Annotated in this window: 6 protein-coding genes; 1 reads left to right on the forward strand and 5 read right to left on the reverse strand. The window is 74.0% G+C overall.

Translation table 11 applies throughout. The annotated features are described in order from the left end of the window. Position 1: 1 nt before the first annotated feature. From car to ACZ4M8_RS25940, 5 genes are all read right to left on the reverse strand, one after another. The gene (gene car / locus ACZ4M8_RS25920; RefSeq protein ID WP_467611224.1) at positions 2–3,595 is read right to left on the reverse strand and encodes a carboxylic acid reductase; all 3,594 of its coding nucleotides are present in this window, start codon (positions 3,593–3,595) and stop codon (positions 2–4) included. Positions 3,596–3,824: 229 nt separating this feature from the next. Beyond that, a complete protein-coding gene (locus ACZ4M8_RS25925; protein ID WP_467611226.1) occupies positions 3,825–4,472 on the reverse strand; it encodes a TetR/AcrR family transcriptional regulator in 648 nt (215 codons plus the stop codon). Positions 4,473–4,737: 265 nt separating this feature from the next. Then, a complete protein-coding gene (locus tag ACZ4M8_RS25930) occupies positions 4,738–6,402 on the reverse strand; it encodes a phytoene desaturase family protein (RefSeq protein ID WP_467611322.1) in 1,665 nt (554 codons plus the stop codon). 17 nt (positions 6,403–6,419) lie between these two features. Continuing rightward, positions 6,420–8,063, reverse strand: a complete 1,644-nt coding sequence (locus ACZ4M8_RS25935) for a phytoene desaturase family protein (RefSeq protein WP_467611228.1) — start codon at positions 8,061–8,063, stop codon at positions 6,420–6,422. Beyond that, entirely contained in the window at positions 8,050–17,337 is a 9,288-nt protein-coding gene (locus ACZ4M8_RS25940; protein ID WP_467611230.1) for a non-ribosomal peptide synthetase/type I polyketide synthase, read from the reverse strand. Before ACZ4M8_RS25940 ends, ACZ4M8_RS25935 begins: the two co-directional genes overlap by 14 nt. 563 nt (positions 17,338–17,900) lie before the next feature. Between ACZ4M8_RS25940 and ACZ4M8_RS25945 the strand changes: the two genes are divergently transcribed. Then, a complete protein-coding gene (locus ACZ4M8_RS25945; protein ID WP_467611232.1) occupies positions 17,901–19,103 on the forward strand; it encodes a cytochrome P450 in 1,203 nt (400 codons plus the stop codon). Positions 19,104–19,121: the final 18 nt, after the last annotated feature.

The following is a 19,121-nucleotide window of genomic DNA, read 5'->3' on the forward strand; positions in this document are numbered from 1 at the left end:
GCTACGTGGCGGGCAGCAGGCCGAGCCGGCGGAGATCGGTGAGGTACTTGGCGATCAGTCCGGGGGTGAGGTGCGGGATATCGCCTTCGGTGCCGAGCCGCGCCTCCCGGACGGCCTTCTCGAAGCGGGGCGCCGGGGCCGTGCCGGAGCGTGTGGGGAGCGCGGGCCGCTCGTAGGAGTGCAGCAGGGGCAGGACGGTGCGGCGGCGCACCGGTTCCGGCAGTCCCTGCAGGGCGGTACGGAAGCGGCGCAGCCACTCGTCGTATCCGGGGATCCGCCGCACGGTGCATCCGGCGTCGGTCAGCCAGTCCACGAAGGTGTCGAGGGAGATGCCGTCGTCGTGCGGGTTGAGGAGATGGTAGGTGCGGTGTCCCCCGTCGTCGTGCGGGTGGAGGGCGCCGAGGACGTTGACGGCTTCGGCGCTGAAGTCGGCCGGCAGACCGTCGTAGTGCGCCCGCGGCCGGTGATCGCCGTCACCGCCGGCGTAGAAGGAGCCGGGGGCGATTCCGGTGGTCACCAGGCTGAGCAGGAGCCGGGTGAACATGTCCGGCACGTTGAGCTGGCCGGTGTGGCGGCGGTGCGTGAGGATCATGCCGGAGCGGAAGACGCTGACCGGGAGGCCGACGTGCTCGTGGGCCTCGCGGAGCAGCACCTCGCCCGCCCACTTGCTCAGGGCGTAGCCGTTGGCGTAGTCGTCGTTGCACCGGCGTACGGGGCTGATCCGCCGGATGTCCGCCTCTTCCGTGAAGGCGCCGGGGGCGACCTGGTCCCCGACCCCGACCGTCGAGACGTTGACGAAGGGTTTGATCCTGCGGGTGAGTGCCAGCCGGATCAGTTCGGCGGTGCCGGCCACGTTGGGCCCGAAGAGCTGGTCGTAGGGGAGGACGTGGTTGACCAGTGCGCCGGGGTGGCAGACGGTGTCGGTCTCCTCGCACAGCCGCAGCCAGGTGGTCTCGTCGAGTCCGCAGCGGGCCTCGCCGAGGTCGGCCGCGAGGACCTCCAGGTGGCCGTCGGCCAGTTTCCGGTAGTGCGCCGGCAGGTCGGGGTCGCCGGTGTCGAAGACGCGCTCCAGCCGTGCGCGGGCCGCGGCGTCGTCGGCGCCGCGCACCAGGCAGATCAGCTTGCCGCCGCGCGGGGCGAGGCGTTCGAGCCAGTCGAGGCAGAGGAAGCGGCCGAGGTAGCCGGTGGCTCCGGTCAGCAGCACGGTCTGCGGACGGCCCGTCTCCGGGGCGGGCAGGCGCCTCGCCGCCTCCAGCGTCCGGGCGTCCAGGAAGGCGTCCAGCCGCAGGTCGGCGGCGCGGATCTCGGTGGCGGCCGGGCCGTGCACCCGCGCGAAGGTGGGGCGCTCCCCGCCGGCCGCGCACCGGGTCTCGATGTACCGGGCCAGCCCCGCCAGGTCGTACGCCGGGCCGGTCACCACGCTCACCGGGACCTCGACGTGGAACATCTCCTCCAGCAGCTTGCCGAGGGACAGTGCGGAGAGCGAGTCCCCGCCCAGGTCGGTGAAGCGGGCCGCCGGGTCGATGTCCGCGGGCGCGGTGCCGAGCAGGGCGCTGAGCGCGCGGGTGAGGGCGGGGTACACCGGCTGGTCGCGTCCGGCGTCGCGCAGCGCCCGCAGTTCCTCGCTCCGGCGCCGGGCGAGGGTGTCGTAGAGCTGGTCGAGTTGGTCCTGGTAGCGCTCCCGCAGCCGGGGGCGGATCAGTTTCCTGATGTCCGAGAGCAGCCCGTTGGCCGTGCTGAACGGTTCGGTCTCGATCAGGAAGTCGCGGGGGATCTCGTACGGTTCGAGGCCGGCCTCCTCCGCCGTGTGCCGGAGGGATTCGGCGAGCCGCGGCTTGAGGGCCTCCGGGCCGCCGGCCCGTTCGAGGGCCGGCTCGGTGGGGACGACCACGGCGAGCAGATAGGAGCGGGCGCTGTCGCCGTAGACGTAGATCTGGCGGACGAGGGGGTTCGCGGTGAGGACCGACTCGACCTTCGAGAGGGTGACGAACTCGCCCTGGGAGAGCTTCTGCACGTTGTTGCGGCGGTCCACGTAGGCGAGCTGGTCGGGGCCGGTCTCGGCCATGATGTCGCCGGTGTGGTAGTAGCCGTCGGCGTCGATCACCGAGGCGGTGGCCTCCGGGCGCCCGTAGTAACCGGGGAAGAGTCCATCGGCCTTGAGGAGTAGTTCACCGCGCGGGTGCGGCCGGTCGCTGGTGTGGTAGCCCAGCTCGGGGACGTCGAGCAGCCGGTAGTCCGTGACCTGCGGGCGGGTGACCCGGCCGTCGGTCACGACGATGCCGGCCTCCGTCGATCCGTAGGCTTCCCGCAGCGGGACGCCGAGGCAGGACGCGGCGAACGCGCGTATCTCCGGGGCCATGGGGGCGCTGCCCACCATCGCCATCAGCAGCCGGCCGCCGAGGACCTGGGTGCGCAGCTCCTCCTTCACGGCGGCCTCCAGCTCCGCGTCGTCCGCGAACTCGCCCGCACGCCGCGCCAGTCGGGCCTGGTACTCCTGGTGGAGCATGTCGAAGACGCGGGGCACGGCGAACAGTTCGGTGGGGCGGGTGAGTGCGAGGTCGTCGATGAGTGTGGAGAGGTCGCTGCGTGCGGTGTAGTGGACCACGCCTCCCCGGGCCAGGGTGGCGGCCAGCGTCACCCGGCTGTACATGTGGCTCATCGGCATGTAGTTGAGCATGCAGGCCGGGGCCTGCGGGTCGACCGCCGCCAGGCCGCCGCCGCGCCAGTACCTCAGCAGCGAACTCTGCGGGTACATCGCGCCCTTGGGGGTGCCCGTGCTCCCGGAGGTGTAGATCAGCATCGCCAGCGGGTCCTGGTCCGGACCGGGTTCGTACAGCGGCGCCCGGTGCGTGCGGCCGCGGGCGACGGCCTCGTCGAAGGTGCTGATCTCCAGTCCGGCACCGGTCAGCCGCCGCGCCGCGTCCTGGTACGCCTCGCGCTCGGCGTCGACGTCCGGGTGGTGGTCGAAGACCAGCAGCTGTGGCCTCGACGGGGTCTCCAGGGCCAGCCGCACCGCCTTGTCCAGGTATTCGGGGGTCGCCGCGAGGACGCGGGGGCCGGTCTCCGCCGTGATGTCCCGCAGCGCGGACAGTGCCGCGCCGGCCTGCAGTGACACCGCGACGGCGCCCAGGCGGACCACGGCGAGGTCCAGGGCCGCGTATCCGGCGCTCGTGAACCCGATCGCCGCGATGAAGTCGCCCGGCGCGATGCCGGTGGACGCCCAGTCGGCCGCGAGCGCCCCGGCCCGCGCCCACAGATCGCGGTAGCTGAGATATCCGAACTCCGGCAGCAGCCGCCGGGACCGCCGGCCGGTGGCGGGGTCGGTGACCGGCTCCGCTCTCCGCTCGGCCAGCGCGGGGCGGTCCGCGTACCCGTTCATGACGCGGTCGATGACCTGGGCGAGGCCGAGTCCTGGTGCCCGCGCGGCCTCGCTCACCGACGTCAGCGGTCCGGCGACGGGTGACCGCGGGGCCGGTCGTGGCGGTGCGGTTCCCGCGTCGGCGGTCCTCGCGACTGCTTCGGTGTCCGGCCCTGCGCTCACCCACATCACCGCTTTCCCGGCGCGACGGTCGGGCGCCGTGCGCTGTGCGGTCACGTTAATTTACCGGCCTGACAAGTAATGATGGGTGATCAGCACAAGCCGTGACAGGTGTTTTTGATGGGCCGTCAGTGGACGGCGCCGGGATTTGGTGAATGCCGGGGCGGCCTGTCGACGGCGCCGCGCGGGACCGGCTTCCGTAACGCGCCCGCCCGCCGGTCGCGGGCACCGGGCGGCGCGGACACCGGCCCGATACGTCCCCGGCGGGCAGGTCCGCGCAAAGGTCTCACACCGGATCGGCGGCGACGGCCCGCCACAGCAGGGCGACGCTCTTCCGGTCGGGGTCGTCCTCCCGGTCGGCGTCGCCCTCCCCGGGGCCGGCCCGCAGCGAGTCGACGAAGCGGACGCCGAAGAGCATCGCCGCCGCGTGCCCGGTGTCGACGTCGGCGCGGACCTCCCCGCGCTCCTTCATCTCCTCCAGCAACATGCCGACGAGGCGCACCCGCGGCTCCACGATCTCCTCACCGAGCAGCGTGAGCAGGTCCGGGACCCGTCCGCACTCGGCCGACAACGTCGCGTACAGCAGCCGCTGTTCGCCGCCGCCCGTCGGCCGCATCTCCCGCAGCAGGCGCAGCAGCCGCTCCTCGGGAGGCAGCGCCCGCCAGCTCCGCGGGACCGCCCGCGGCGGCTGCCCCAGGGTGTGGCGGACGGCCTCGACGACCAGCGCCTGCTTCGTCGGCCACCGCAGGTAGACCGTGGGCCGGGTGGTCCCGGCGTCGGCCGCGATCCGCGCCACCGACATGCCCGCGTAGCCGTCCCGTACGAGGTGCCGGACGGTCGCCCGGAGCACGTCCTCGTCCAGCCCCGGCCTGCGTGGCCGGCCCGCCGAGGGCGTTCGGTCCGCCCTCACGCGTCCGCCGGTCGCCTCGGTCATCCCTGCTCCTCGGTGGTCCAGCCGGCGGCGCGGAGAGATCCTCCGGCGGCCGGTCACTGCTCGGGCACGTACGTCCGGCGGGCGCGGCGTGCCTCTTCCCGGGAGTGGCCGGCGCCTCCGGTGGAGCAGTATGCCGGGAATCGCCGCGGGCGCACGAAGCCGGTCTTTCCCGGCGGGGAGGGACGCGCGCCGGGCCGGGGCGGGCGGCAGGGCGCGGGCGCTCCCGGCTGACCGGGGTGCCGGGCCCCGGAGGCGGTGCCGGTCGTCAGGGGGCGGGGCGGGCCGCTTCCGCCGGGGGGCCGACGCGGGTGAGGACGTGGGTCGGGGGCGGGGCACTCTCGTCGACGGTGGCGATGAAGGGTCTGGCGTCGTCGCGGCAGATGAACTGGAGGACGTGGCGGCCCGCCGCCGCCGCGCGGATCAGGCCGCCGGTGGTGGCCCAGACGCCGGAGAGGTAGAAGTCCCGGAGCCCCGGCAGGGCGGGGCCGTGCCGTTCGATCTCCTTCTCCACCGTCTCCCCGCCGGCCACGAACGGCTGCCAGCCGAGGACGGTGCCGTCGTAGTTGCCGGTGTAACGGACCTGGGTGAGCGGGGTGGACACGTCCCAGACCGCGATCTGGTCCCGCAGGCCGGGGTGGTGCCGGTCGAGGAGGTCCACGACGGTGTCGCGGACCTGGCGCTTGGCCGTCTGGTAGGCACGGCCGCGGCGTACCGGGAGGGTGTGGATCTCCTCGCCCCGGCGCACCCGGCTGCCGTGTTCGGCCCCGGTGCTCACGGCGCGCCAGGGGGCGATGTCGCAGAAGTAGCTGGCGTAGACGATGTCCGAGCCGGGCGGGGCCAGTTCCGGGTAGTGGCGGGAGCGGAACTGGACGTTGAGGCTCGGGTGCCGGATGCCCCGCAGGCGTGCGGCGTCGGCGGTGTCGAGGAGGTGGGTGGTGCAGGGGTCGCCCTCGGGGAAGGGGCGCCGCAGGCCGAGGAAGACCGTGACGTAGCCGGGGAAGAGCATGCCCGGCTCGTCGATGGTGCGGGTGTAGAGGTCGCGGTAGGCGGGGGTGAGGTAGCGGCCCTTGAGCAGCCGCATCAAGGTGGTGTGGCCGTCGCAGGCGGAGACGGTGATGTCGGCCCGGATCTCGCGGCCGTCGCTCAGCCGCACGCCTCGCGCCCGGTCGTCCTCGACCAGGATCTCCGTCACCTTGGCGTTGTAGCGGATCTCGCCGCCCAGGGTGCGGAAGCGGCGTTCGACGGAGCGGGCGAGGCCGAGCGAGCCGCCTTCGGGGACCCCGGCGGAGCGGTTCGCGTGCGAGGCCAGCTGGAAGTAGAACGGCAGTACCGGGAAGGCCGGGTGCTTCTCGTAGAGGATGAAGTTGAACGCCTCGCGCAGCAGCGGGTCGGTGAAACGTGCGGAGAAGTCCGTCATCAAGGTGGTGAGGGACCGGCGGACGACGTTGAGGTACGGCAGGAAGCCGGCGAGCATCCGCCAGCGCTCCACCGTGCCCATCAGGCCCACCGGTTTGAGGAACGGGTAGCGGGCCAGAAGGGAGCGGAAGGCGCGCAGACCGGAGCAGAACTGCCGGATCGGCCGGGCGTCCTGCGGTGCGAGGTCCAGGAGGTGGGCCTGGAGCGTGTCGGGGTCGGAGTAGAAGCGGACCGAGCGGCCGTCGCGGCCGCGGACGATGTTGAAGACGTCGAAGTGCCGCATCTGTTTGCCCTGGAGCGCGCCGAGTTCGAGCCAGATCCGGTGCATCTCGGAGCCGGGGCCGCTGCCCAGCAGCCAGCTGACGCAGCAGTCGAAGGTGAAGTCGCCGCGGTCCCAGGAGGTGCAGCAGCCGCCGGGGAGTTCGTGCATCTCGACGATGGTGGTGCGGTAGCCGTTCATCTGCGCGTAGCAGCCGGTGGACAGGCCGCCGAGCCCGCCGCCGATGACGACCATCGACCGCCGTCCGGTGCTCATACCGGCCTCCGCGCGGTGGTCCGCCGGGGACGCGGGTCGAGCTGCGGCAGCCGGCCCAGCATCGAGGGGTGCCAGGGTGGTCCGCCGCCGCTCGGGGTGGCGCGGAACGCGGTGCCGAGTTCGTCGCAGAGGTACTGGACGGCGTAGCGGCCGGTCGTGGCGGCGCGGATCAGGCCGCCCATCCCGGCCCACTGGCCGGCCAGGGAGAAGCCGCGCAGTCCGGGCAGGCGCAGCCGGTCCCGGTTGACCACTTCCGCCACCAGGTCGTCGGCCTCGGAGAAGGCCGTCCAGCCCAGGACGCTGCCATGCCGGTTGCCGGTGTAGCGCTCGGTGGTGACGGGGGTGGCCACCTCCACCACGTCGGTACGGGCGCCGATGCCCGGGTGGCGGCGTTCGAGGAAGTCGCGGACGAAGGCGGCGGCCCGCTCCTTGCGGGCGCGGTAGGCGCGGCGGTCGGTGCGGCGCAGGCTCTTCCAGGAGTCGTAGTCGCTGAAGTAGGTGCAGTGCAGGACCGTCCTGCCCGGTGGGGCGAAACCGTCCGAGTAGCGGGACCGTACCTGGACCACCAGGCTGTTCTGGAGCGCGCCGGGCAGGCGGGCGGCCTGGTCGGCGGGGAGCAGGTGGGTGGTGCTGTGCGGTTCGCGGGCGCAGAACTCGCCGTCGACGCCGAGGAAGACGGAGACCATCGCGGGGAAGACCGTGCCGGGGCGGTGCAGGACGTCCTTGTAGAGCCGGTCGATCCGGGGGCCGGTGTAGCGGCCGCCGAGGAGGCGGTGGACGGTGGTCAGGCCGTCGCAGGCGGCGATGACGTGGTCCGCCTCGTGGCGGGTGCCGTCCTTGAGCTGGACGCCGGTGGCGCGGCCGTCCTCGACCAGGACGCGTTCGACGCGGGAGCGGTAGCGGATCTCGCCGCCCAGCGAGGTGTAGCGCCGCTCGATCGACCGGGACAGGCCCAGGGAGCCGCCCTGCGGGAAGCCGCCGTTGCCCGTGTGGGCGGCGGCCATCCCGAACAGGTAGGGCAGCATCGGGAAGCCGGTGTCCTGGAAGAAGATGTGGCGGAACGCCCGGCGCAGCAGCGGGTCCTGAAACCGGTCGGCGAAGCGGTCCATCGGTGTCGCGGCGGTGCGCCACAGCAGGCGGAAGGCGGGCAGCACGGTGCGTGCCAGGTGGGCCTTCTCGCGGAGGGTGCGCAGCGGTGGCGGGGTGAGCGGGTGCAGGTCGAGGGTGGCGAAGCGGCGCAGGTCGCGGCAGAAGGCGCGGATCGGCCGGGCGTCGGCCGGGGAGAGCGCGAGCAGGTGGCGCTCCAGCCGGTCGGGGTCGTTGTAGAAGCTGACGCCGCGGCCGTCCTCGTCGACCACGTGGTTGAAGCGGTCGAAGTGGGTGACGGTCTTGCCGTCGAGCGCGCCCAGTTCCTGCCACACCTGGTGGGCGGCGGTGCCCGGGGCGGTGCCGCTCAGCCATTCGATGCAGTAGTCGAAGAGGTAGCCGTCGCGGGACCAGGCGGTGCAGCAGCCGCCGGGCAGGACGTGTTTTTCGAGGATGAGGGTGTCCAGGCCGCTCATCCGGGCGTAGCAGCCGGCGGCCATACCGCTGACGCCCGCGCCGATGATGATCACCCGTGGTGCGTTACGCGCCGTCATGGCCGGTGCCTTCCGTCAGGATGCGGCGGGTCAGCTCCGCGTTACCGGTCAGGAACCGCTCGGTGAGCATGTCGGCGTGGCGGCCGTGGCCGGGGACGACGGTGGTGCCGGTGGTGGAGGAGCCGTGCCAGGCGCCGGGCCCCCGCGAGGTGTGGAGGGGCAGCTTCTCCCGGTCGGTGATCACACTGATCCGGGCGCGGACGGTCCCGAGGTTGGGGGTCCGGCCGCAGAAGGCGATGAACTCGCGGGCCTGCTCCAGCGTGTGCCGGGCGACGGTGTCGGAGCCGGTGTGCTCGCGCAGATGGCCGCGGAGCTCCTCCTCGAAGGCGGCGAGGTGGTCCGGGCCGAGGTCGAAGGGTTCGGTGACGCGGTGCGCGTCCATGAGGACGAGGTCAGTCACCTCCCGGCCGCGCCGCTCCAGCTCCTTGGCCACCTCGAAGGCGAGGTTGCCGCCGAGCGAGTAGCCGAAGAGGGTGCAGGGGCCGTCGGGCCGTACGGACGCGACGAGGTCGGCGTAGCGGGCCGTCTTGTCCTCGCCGGGCAGGTAGTTGAAGGCGAGGAGCGGGTGGTCGGGGAGGAGCGCGGCAAGTCCGCGGTAGACCAGTCCGTGGCCGCCGGCGGGCGGGAAGCAGAACACCGTACGGTCCGCGTCGGCGCCGTCGTTGAAGCGCAGGTAGGGGTGGGCTCCCGAGATCCGGCCGGTGACGACGGATTCCAGCGCCCGTGCCATGCCCCGCACGGTGGTGGCCTGGAACAGCAGGCCGACCGGGAGCGTGACGGCGAACTCGGCCTGGAGGCGGGCGATCAGTTCGATGAGTCCGACGGAGCTGCCGCCGGACGCGAAGAAGTCGTGGTCGAGACCGGCTTCGGTCAGGCCCAGCAGTTCCCGCCAGTGATCGGCCATCCGCCGTTCGTAGAGCGTCACCGGCGGCGCGTACGGCAGCGGGTCCGTGTCCGGCCGGGGCTCGGGGAGGGCCGCGGTGTCGATCTTGCCGTTGGGGGTGAGCGGCAGGGCGGGCACCGCGGTGAGGTGGGCCGGGACCATGGACGGCGGGAGGTGTTCGGTCAGGTGGCGGCGGAGTTCGGCGGTGGTGGGCGCCGGGTCGGCCGCGGGGACGTAGTAGGCGCACAGCGTGTCGTCGCCCCGGTGGGGGCGGACGGTGACGCACGCCTGGGCCACGTCGGGCCGGCCGGTCAGCCATGCCTCGATCTCGCCGGGCTCGACGCGGTGGCCGCGGACCTTGATCTGGGCGTCGGCCCGGCCGAGGAGGTGCAGGACCCCGTCGGCGTCCCAGCGGGCCAGGTCGCCGGTCCGGTAGAGGCGGACCGGCGCGCCGCCCAGCCGGCGGGTGGTGAAGGACCGCGCGGTCTGTTCGGGGTCGTTGACGTAGCCGCGGGCGACGCCCGCGCCGCCGACCCACAGCTCGCCCGTGACGCCGGGCGGCACCGGCGCGCCGTACCGGTCGAGGAGGTACAGCGTGCTGTGGGCGAGCGGGCGGCCGATCGGGACGGTCCGGCCCGGCTCCAGGCCGTCCACCGGTCCGTCGTAGCAGGCGCTGTCGATGGTCGCCTCGGTCAGGCCGTAGGAGTTGACCAGCCGGGTGGCGGGGCCGCAGAGCGCCGCCAGCCTGCGGTGTTCCGCCGCCTTCCAGACGTCGGAGCCGACGATCAGCAGGCGCAGGAAGTCCAGGCGCAGGCCGCTCCGCTCGCAGTGGCTCAGCAGTCCGCGGACGACGGCGGGGACGAACTCCGCACAGTCGACGCGCTCGGCCGTCATCGTCCGGTACAGCCCCGCCGTGTCGAACAGCAGCTCACGGCCGGCGAGGACGAGGGTGCCGCCCGAGCACAGGGCCCGCACCACGTCGCCGGTGAAGACGTCGAACGCCGGTGACGCCATCTGGAGGTGGACGCGGACGTCCCGGCCGAGGCGGTACTCCCGCTGCCAGGCGGCGTACGCCGAGGCGAGGTTGCGGTGGCTGACCTCGACGGCCTTGGGGCGGCCGGTGGAGCCGGAGGTGCCGAGGACGTACGCGGGCGCGTCGGGCCCGACGGGTGCGAGCGGCGCCGCCGGGTCGCCGTCCAGCTCCGCCGCGCGGACCGTCCGGGGTGCCAGGCGGGCCAGGTCGGGGCGGTCCCGGTCGGTGACGAGGAGGGCGACCCCGGCTCGGGCCGTCAGATCGGCGAGGCGTTCGGCCGGGTGGGCGGGGTCGAGCGGGAGGTAGGCGCCGCCGGCCCGGAGCACGCCGAGGAGGACGGCGATCAGCTCGGGCGTCTTGTCCAGGTGGAGCGCGACGACGGTGCCCTCACCGGCGCCCAGCTCCCGCAGCCGGGCGGCCACCGCGCGGGAGCGGCGGTCGAGTGCGGCGTAGGTGAGCCGGTCGCCCGCGGGGTCCACGACCGCCACCGTCTCGGGGTGTGCGGCCGCCGCGCGGGCGAAGAGTTCGTGGACCGGCAGGTCGGGGGCCGGCGCCTGCCGGGCGGCGCCGCTCCACTCCCCCAGGATGCGCTCGCGTTCCCCGGCGCCGAGCATCTCCAGCCCGTCGGCGGGCGCGTCGGCGGGCGCCCGGGTCAGGGAGTCGAGGAGGGTGCGGTAGTGCCCGGCCATCCGCCGGACGGTGCCGGGGCGGAAGAGGTCGGTGTTGTACTTCACCACGCAGTGGAAGCAGCCGTCGGCCCGCTCCTCGTAGGCGGAGAGCGCCAGGTCGAACTGGCCTTCTTCCTCAGGGAGTTCGATGTACTCCAGGCGGTAGCCGTACCGTTCCGTGGCCACCTTGTGGTGGAGCAGGACGAACATCGCCTGGAAGACGGCCGAGCGGCTCGGGTCGTGTTCCAGGCCCAGCTTCTCGACCAGCAGGCCGAAGGGGTACTCCTGGTTGTCCAGTCCGCCGAGCACCGCCGTACGGACCCGGTCCAGCAGTTCGGCGACGGACGGGTCGCCGTCGAAGCCGACACGCAGCGGCAGCGGGTTGACGAAGTAGCCGTAGACCCCGGCGAAGTCCTCCTCGGTGCGGCCGCTGACCGGGCTGCCGACGACGATGTCGTCCTGGCCCGAGTAGCGGTGCAGCAGCAGGTGGTAGGCGCTCAGCAGGACCATGAACACGGTGACGTGGTGTGTGCGGGCCAGTTCACGGACGCGGGCGGAGAGTTCGGCGTCCAGGACGAAGAACTCGGACGCGCCGTTGTGGGTCAGCACAGCCGGGCGGGGCCGGTCGGTGGGCAGGGCGAGGACCGGCAGGTCGGCGGGGAGCCGTTCGCGCCAGTACGCCAGCATCCGCCGGGCGTCGGGGCCGGCGAGGAAGGTGTTCTGCCGGTTGAGGAAGTCGAGGTACCGGGCGGTCAGCGGCGGCAGGGAGGCGGGCCGGCCGTGGCGCAGCGCCTCGTAGAGGGCGAACAGTTCCTCGATGAAGGTGAAGGTGGAGATCGCGTCGGAGACGATGTGGTGGACGGCCTTCATCAGCACCCAGCGGTCCGGTCCGCGCCGGAACAGCCGCAGCCGTACCAGCGGGTCGTGCGCCAGGTCGTAGGGCCTGCGGTACTCCTCGACGATCTTCCGGTGGATCTCGGGCCACTCCTCGCCCTCGACGTCGAAGAGTCCGGTGTCCGGCGCCGGGTCGTCCGCGACCACCTGGACGGGCCGGCCGTTCTGAAGGACGAAGTTGGTGCGCAGCTGGGGGTGGCGTGCGAGGAGGGTGCGGAAGGCGGTGAACATCAGCTCCGGGTCGAGTGCGGTGCGCACCTCGACCGCGCCGCCGATGTTGTACGCGTAGGCGTCCGGGTGGAGCTGGCGCAGGAACCACAGGGCCTGCTGGTTGTGGGTGAGGGGGTAGCGCCGCTCGTCGGTGTGGAGTGCGACCGCGGTGTCCGCTCCGGCGTCGCCGCCCGCGGCCAGTTCGGTCAGGGCCTCGTGCACCTGACCGGCCAGTTCTCCGGCGGGGCGGCCGCTCAGCAGCGCCACCACCGGGAGCGCCACCCCGAACTCGGTGTGGATCCGCGCCCGTACCTCCATGGCCAGCAGGGAGTCGAGCCCGAGGGCGCCGAGGTCGGCGTCGGCGTCGATCCGTTCGGGACGTACGCCGAGGACTCCCGCGACCAGCGCCGTGAAGTGCTCGGTGACCAGGGCGCGGCGCTCCTCCTCGCCGGCGGCGCGGAACGTCTCCGGCAGCCCGCCGGTGGTGGGCGGCGGCGTCTCGGCGGTGGCCGGAAGGTCGGCCAGCAGCGGGGGCGGTACGGGGTACCAGGACCGGAAGAGCGGCCAGTCGGCGACGGTGGCGACCAGCAGTTGTGCGCGGTCCTGTCCGATCGCCCGCTCCAGGACGGCCATGCCGGTGTCCGGGCGGAGCGAGGTCATGCCGCGGGCGTGGCGGTAGTGCTCGATGAGGCCCAGTTCCTCGATCATCCCGGTGGCCCAGGGGCCCCAGTCGAGGCTGAGGGCCGGGAGTCCGGCCGCCCGCCGGTGGTGGGCGAGGGCGTCGAGGAAGGCGTTGCCGGCGGCGTAGTTGGTCTGTCCGGCGGTGGTCAGGACGGAGGCGATGGAGGCGAAGAGGACGAAGTGGTCCAGCGGCTCGTCGCGCAGGTGGCGGTGGAGCAGCTGGGCGCCGATCGCCTTCGGCCGGTATCCGGCGTCGAACGCCGTCCGGTCCATCTCCGGCACGAGTGTGTCGCGGACGCTGCCGGCGAGGTGGAACACTCCGCGCAGCGGCGGCAGTCCGCGCCGGCGGTGGCTGTCGAGCCAGGCGGTCAGCGCCGCTTCGTCGGTGACGTCCAGCGGGACGGGTTCCGCCTGGGCGCCGAGTGCCTCCAGCTCCCGCAGGAACGCCACGCAGGATCCGGCCGGGGACGCGGGGTCTGTCGACGGCCACCGTTCGCGGTCGGGGAGCCGGGTGCGGCCGGCGAGGATCAGGCGGCGGGCGCCCCGGCGCACCAGGGTGCGGCAGAGCAGCCGGCCGAGGGCGCCGAACGCGCCGGTCACCAGGTAGCTGCCGTCGGCGCGCAGCCGCAGCGGCAGCGGGCGGGTCAGTCCGGTGGCCGCCCGCAGCCGGCTGACGCAGCGCCGCGCGCCGCGGTACGCGACCTCGTCCGCGCTCCCCTCCGTCTCCGTCGCGGTGGCCATGACCTCGGCCAGCAGCGCCGCCGCCTCGGCCCGGCGGCCCGCCGCGTCCGCAGCCCCGTCCGGCCCGAGGTCGATCAGCCGGCCGCGGTGTGCGGTGAGTTCCTGCTGCCACAGGACGCGGCCGACGCCCCAGGCGGGTGCGCCCAGCGGTTCCACCGGGTCGCCGGGGCGGACCGGCTGGGTGGCGCGGGTGACGATGAACAGCCGCGCAGCGGGGCGGGAGCCGGGCAGCGCCTGGGCGAGCCCCACGAGGGAGTAGGAGCCGAGTCCGGCGAGCCGGTCGAGGTCGTCGCCCGTACTGTCGTCGACGGCGGGCAGGTCGAGGTTCCAGAGGTGGACGACGGCGCCCGCCGGGGTGTCCGGTTCGGCGAGCAGCCGGGCCAGGTCGGCCGCGCGGTCGGGGCGGACGGTGGCGGTGTCGCCGTCGTGGCGGTAGCTCCCGCCCGGCCGGACGAGGCGGCACCGGCCGCCGCGGGAGCGTGCCAGGGCGGCCAGTTCCTCGCCGACTCCCCCGGCGTCGGCGAGGATCAGCAGGTCGGGCGGTGTTCCCTCGGTGTCCGGGAGCGGCGGGCCGTCGGTCCAGACCGGTTCGGCCAGCCAGCTGTCGAGGGTGGACAGGGCGACGGGGGCGGGGGCAGCCTCGACGTCCCCCGCGCGAAAGCCGGTGATCCGGCCGAGCGGGGTGCCGTCGTCCGCGTGGAGGGCGAGGTCGCCGGTCAGCTCGCCGTCGCGTCGCCGGGTGACCGTGGCGTGGGCCCAGAGCGGGCCGTTCCCGAGCGGCGCCAGCCGTACCTCTCCGGCGGCCAGGGGGAGCCGGATGCCGCCGCCTTCCCGGCCGGCCGGGAGCAGCGTGGTCAGCAGGGTCTGGAAGCAGGCGTCGAGGACGGTGGGGTGGGCGTGGTCGGCGTCCGTGCCGTCGGCGGGCGGCCGGATCCGGGCGAGCGCCTCACCGGGGCCGGTCCAGACCTCCTCGATGCCCCGGAAGGCCGGGCCGTAGTGGTAGCCGAGTGCGGCGAGGGCCGCGTAGGCGTCGTCGTGGCCGAGCCGGTGCGGGGTGCGGGCGCGGACCGCCGCGGGGTCGAGCGGGGCACCGGCGCGGAGCGGCTGGCCGGAGCGGACGGTGCCGGTGGCGTGCACGGCGCCGTCCGGGCCCGCCGTCGCGATGGTGAAGCGGGCGTCGCCGGGGGTGAAGGCCAGCTCCACCGGGCTCGGTACGGCCTCGTTCAGGAACAGCGCCTTCGGGAACTCGACGCCGGACAGGACGACGTCGGTGCCGCCGGTCAGGGCGCGTACCGCCTGTGCCGCCATCTCCAGGTAGCCGGCCGCCGGGAAGACCGGGTGGTCCTGGATGCGGTGGTCGGCCAGGTACGGCAGCCGTTCGGTGTCGATCCGGTTCTCCCAGGTGGGCTGGGCGGTGGCGGTGCGACGGCCCAGCAGCGGATGGTCGAGCCGGCCCAGCCGTACGCGGGCGACGGGCTCGGGCTCGGTCCAGTACCGGTCGCGGCGCCACGGGTAGCGCGGCAGCGGCACCGGGCGCCCGGCGGGCTGGAGGACGTCCCAGGCCACCTCGGTGCCGAGGGTGTGCAGCGCCGCCAGGGTCCGCGCGATGCCTTCCGGTTCGTCCTCCTCGCGCCGGAGCGAGGGCAGCGTCACCGCTTCCGTCCCCGTACCGGCCAGGCACTCACGGATGGCGTGGCCGAGGACGGGGTGCGGGCCGATCTCCAGGAAGACCGAGGCGCCGTCCTCGGCCAGCCGCTCGACGGCGGCGCGGAAGCGGACCGGCCGCCGGACGTTCTCCCACCAGTAGTCGGCGTCCAGTTCGGTGCCGGCGGCCGCCCCCTCCCGGGCCGTGAGGTGGAGCGGCACCTGGGCCCGGCCCGGTTTGAGGCCCGCGAGGGAGGCGAGGAGTTCGTCCCGGATGGGCGCCATCCGGTCGCTGTGGTACGGGACCTCGACGGCGAGGGGTCTGCAGAAGACGTCCTCCGTCCGCAGCGTGTCGGCGAGTTGCCGCAGCGCCGCCGCGTCCCCGGCGAGGGTGGTCGACGTCGGGCTGTTGGCCGCGGCGACACAGGCCCGGCCCCGCAGCGGGCGGATGCGCCGCTCGGCCTCCGCCTCCGGCAGGCCGACCGCGAGCATCGTGCCGGTGCCGGCGAGACGTTGTTGCAGGCGGCTGCGGTGCACCACGACCGCGACCGCGTCCTGGAGGCTGTAGACCCCGGCCTCGTGGAAGGCCGCCGCCTCACCGGTGCTGTGCCCGACGATCATGTCCGGCCGGACGCCGTAGCTGCGCCAGAGGGCGGCCAGGCCGGTCTGCACGGCGAAGTTGGCGGGCTGGGCGAGCCAGGTCTCGGCCATCCGTGACGCGCCCTCGTCGGCGTGGAGTTCGTCGATCAGCGACCAGCCCGCGAGGCGGCGGATCTCCTCGTGGCAGCGTTCGACCGCCTCGCGGTAGACCGGTTCGGCGGCGAAGAGCTGCTGGCCCATCGCCCACCACTGCGGGCCCATGCCGGTGAACACCCAGGCCAGCCGCCGCTGTCCGCGCTCGCGTGCCCGGCCGGTCACGACCCGGGGGTGCGGCTCGCCCCGCTCGTACGCGGCCAGCGCCCGGGTCAGCGATCGCCGCGCGTCCCGCGTCGGGTACACCACCGACAGCCGGTGCTCGTGGTGGTGGCGCCGGTGGGCCAGGGTGTGGCCGAGGTCGTCGGGGGCCACCGGTTCGCCGTGGTCGCCGGCCAGTTCCCGGCGGATCCCGGCCGCCACCTCGGTCAGCGCCTCCGGGGCGCGGGCGCTGAGCGGCAGTACGGCGTACTCCGGCCGCTGCCCCGCCCGCCGGGGGGCCGGGGCGGCCGGGGCCTCCTCCAGTACGGCATGGGCGTTGGTGCCGCCGAAGCCGAAGGAGTTGACGCCGGCGCGCGCGGGGCCGGTGTGCGCGGGCCAGTCCACCGTCCGGGTCGGGATGGTGTACGGCAGTGCGGACGCGTCGATCGCCGGGTTGAGCCGTTCCAGGTGGAGGTGCGGCGGGATGCGCCGGTGCTTCAGGCACAGCACCGTCTTGATCAGCCCGGCGAGGCCGGCCGCGGCCTCGGTGTGCCCGATGTTGGTCTTGACCGAGCCGACGTAGCAGGCGTCGCCCGGACGGCGGCCCTCGGCCAGCACCCGGCCGAGCGCCTGCGCCTCGACGGGGTCCCCGACCGGGGTGGAGGTGCCGTGCGCCTCGACGTACTGGAGGCCGCCGGGGGTGATTCCCGCCTCGGCGCACACCTGCCGGACGAGGGAGATCTGCGCGTCCTGGCTGGGCACGGTGATGCCGCTGGTCCGGCCGTCCTGGTTGACGCCGCTGCCGAGCAGCACCGCGTGGACCGGGTCGCCGTCGCGCAGCGCGTCGTCGAGGCGTTTGAGCGCCACGACCGCGACGCCCTCGGACCGGACGTAGCCGTCGGCCGACGCGTCGAACGCCCGTGAGGTGCCGTCGGCGGAGAGGAAACCGCCCTTGGTCTCGGAGACGGTGTACTGCGGCGCCATGTGCAGCAGGGTGCCGCCGGCCAGCGCCAGATCGCTCTCGCCGCGCAGCAGGCTCTGCCGGGCCAGGTGCAGTGCCACCAGCGAGGAGCTGCACGCGGTGTCGAGCGAGACGCTGGGACCGCGGAAGTCGAAACAGTGCGAGATGCGGTTCGACACCATCGTCATCATGGTGCCGGTGGGGGTGTGCGCGGCGAGGGTGCCGAAGCCGAGGTCGGCGAATTGCAGGATCTTGTAGTCCAGGGTGAACGCCCCGATGTAGACGCCGACCTGACCGCCCGCCAGCTTCGCGGGGTCCTGCCCGCCGTCCTCCAGCGTCTCCCAGACCACCTCCAGGAGTTTGCGCTGCTGCGGGTCCATGTGCGCCGCCTCGCGCGGGCTGATGCCGAAGAACTCCGGGTCGAACTCGTCGAATCCGTCGATGTATCCGCCCCGGGCGCCGGTGAGCCGGCCCGGTTTGGCCGGGTCCCGGCTGCCCAGCGTCGTGACGTCGTACCGGTCGGGCGGGGTCGGAACCAGGCAGTCGCGGCCCTCGGTCAGATTGCGCCAGAAGGTCCGGGAGTCGCAGGCGCCTCCGGGCAGGCGGCAGCCCATGCCGATGAGGGCGATCCGGTCGGCGGAGGCGGGGTGGCGGGAGTCCGTCATGGTCCTATCCGTGCGGGGAGGAGGCGGGGCGCGGTCACTGCGGGGGCGGCGCGGCGGTGCGGGCACGGCCGGTGTGCGCCGTGCGGCCGGCGCGGACGAAGAAGCGGTGTCCGAGGGTGTGATCCCCGTGGCGGAAAGGGGCCGGAGGAATCGGCGGGCCGGGCGGAGAAGGAAGCCGCGGTATCCGGCCGGGCAAAGCAGCGGGAATATGAGGTCCGTTGTTCCAGAACATTGCCGCGACCGGTTCTCGCCGGGGCGGGCCGGGTGTGCGGGCGGCCGGGAATTCCTTGTCCCACCCCCGTCGCACACCATCACCCTCCTGCGTGGAGCCGCTCCGACCTGGTATGTCGTGAACGGATCGCATGCTAACCAAGAAGTCTCCACCACGATCACGCGACATGGCGCAGGGAGAATGATTTCCTTCGCCGGCCCGATAGGGAATAGCGGCCGAAAAGGAGGAGGGTGAATACGGCGGGTCACCGCGTACAGGACTGCCAAGGGTTGCCTAAAGTGCCCGGCAAGGAATGGCTTCCTGCCGCCGTGGCGGCGGAACAGGAGTGGTGATGTCGTCCGAACCCGGCCCCCCGGCGGTCCTCGACCGGCCCCTGCCGCCCCCGTACCGCCGCACGCTCCTCCCCGTGGGCCCGCCGCGTTTCACCACCTTGCCGGACGGCACCTCCGGGTGGCTGGTGACGCGGTACCACGACGTGCGGCAGGTGCTCACCGATCCCCGGTTCAGCGGCGCGCGGCGGTCCGCGGCGGACGCCCTGCGGCCCGGCAACGAAATGAACGCCGTCAACGACCCGGACGCGATCGTCAACCAGGACGGGCCGGGCCATCAGCGGCTGCGCCGCGTCGTGCAGGAGACCTTCGCCCCGCGCGCGGTGGCACGGTGGCGGCCCTGGATCGCGGAGCTCGCCGAGGAGTTGCTCGACGCGCTGGCCGCGTCCGGCCCGCCGGCGGATCTGATCGGCCTCTTCGTCCACGCCCTGCCCGCCGAGGTGATCTGCCGGGTCATGCGGCTGGACGGGGTCCTCGACCGGCACGGTCTCGCCCGTATCGCGCGGTACATGCTGGCCGACGGGTCGGTGCCCGCCGAGGAGGTGGGGCGGGCCCGGACGGAGTACGGGGAGGTGATGGCCACGCTGATCGCCGAGCGGCGGCGCCGGCCCGGCGACGACGTGGTGAGCGCGCTGGTGGGGGCCGCGGACCGGATCGGGGACATCCCCGAGGCGCAACTGGTCCATCTGGTCGGCAGCCTTCCCACGGCCGCCGCCGACAGTACGGCCAGCGCCCTCGGCAACAGTCTGGTCCACCTGCTGGACGAGCGGCGCGACGCCTGGCCCCGGCTGGGCGCCTCGGCCGAGGCGGCGGCGCTGGCGACCGAGCGGCTGATCCACCACATCCCGCTGGGCGACGGTGAGGTGGTCACCCGGTACGCGCTCCAGGACGCCGAGGTCGGCGGTGTGACCGTGCCCGCCGGGGCGATCGTGGCCATCGGCGGCGGTCACGACCCCGCCGTCTTCCGGACCGTACCGGACGAGCCGTTCCCGCTCTTCGCCCCGCTGGAGGCGCCCGGTCTGACCTTCGGCGCCGGGCCGCACTACTGCCTGGGCGCTCCGCTGGTCCGCCTCGTCATGCAGTTGGCGCTGCACCGGCTCGCCGCCCGCTTCCCGGACCTGCGGCTGGCCGGGCCCGTGGAGGCCATCGACTGGCGCCGGGGCTCCACCACCCGCAGCCCGGAGCGTCTGCCGGTGGTGTGGTGAGCGGCGGCGGGTTCCGGG

Source organism: Streptomyces sp. NPDC027185 (assembly GCF_055567035.1).

Coding starts and splice junctions, on each gene's coding strand:
- ACZ4M8_RS25925 (WP_467611226.1), bottom strand. CDS start 4,472: ATGACCGAGGCGACCGGCGGACGCGTGAGGGCGGACCGAACGCCCTCG.
- ACZ4M8_RS25930 (WP_467611322.1), bottom strand. CDS start 6,402: ATGGTCGTCATCGGCGGCGGGCTCGGCGGCCTGTCCACCGGCTGCTAC.
- ACZ4M8_RS25935 (WP_467611228.1), bottom strand. CDS start 8,063: ATGACGGCGCGTAACGCACCACGGGTGATCATCATCGGCGCGGGCGTC.
- ACZ4M8_RS25940 (WP_467611230.1), bottom strand. CDS start 17,337: ATGACGGACTCCCGCCACCCCGCCTCCGCCGACCGGATCGCCCTCATC.
- ACZ4M8_RS25945 (WP_467611232.1), top strand. CDS start 17,901: ATGTCGTCCGAACCCGGCCCCCCGGCGGTCCTCGACCGGCCCCTGCCG.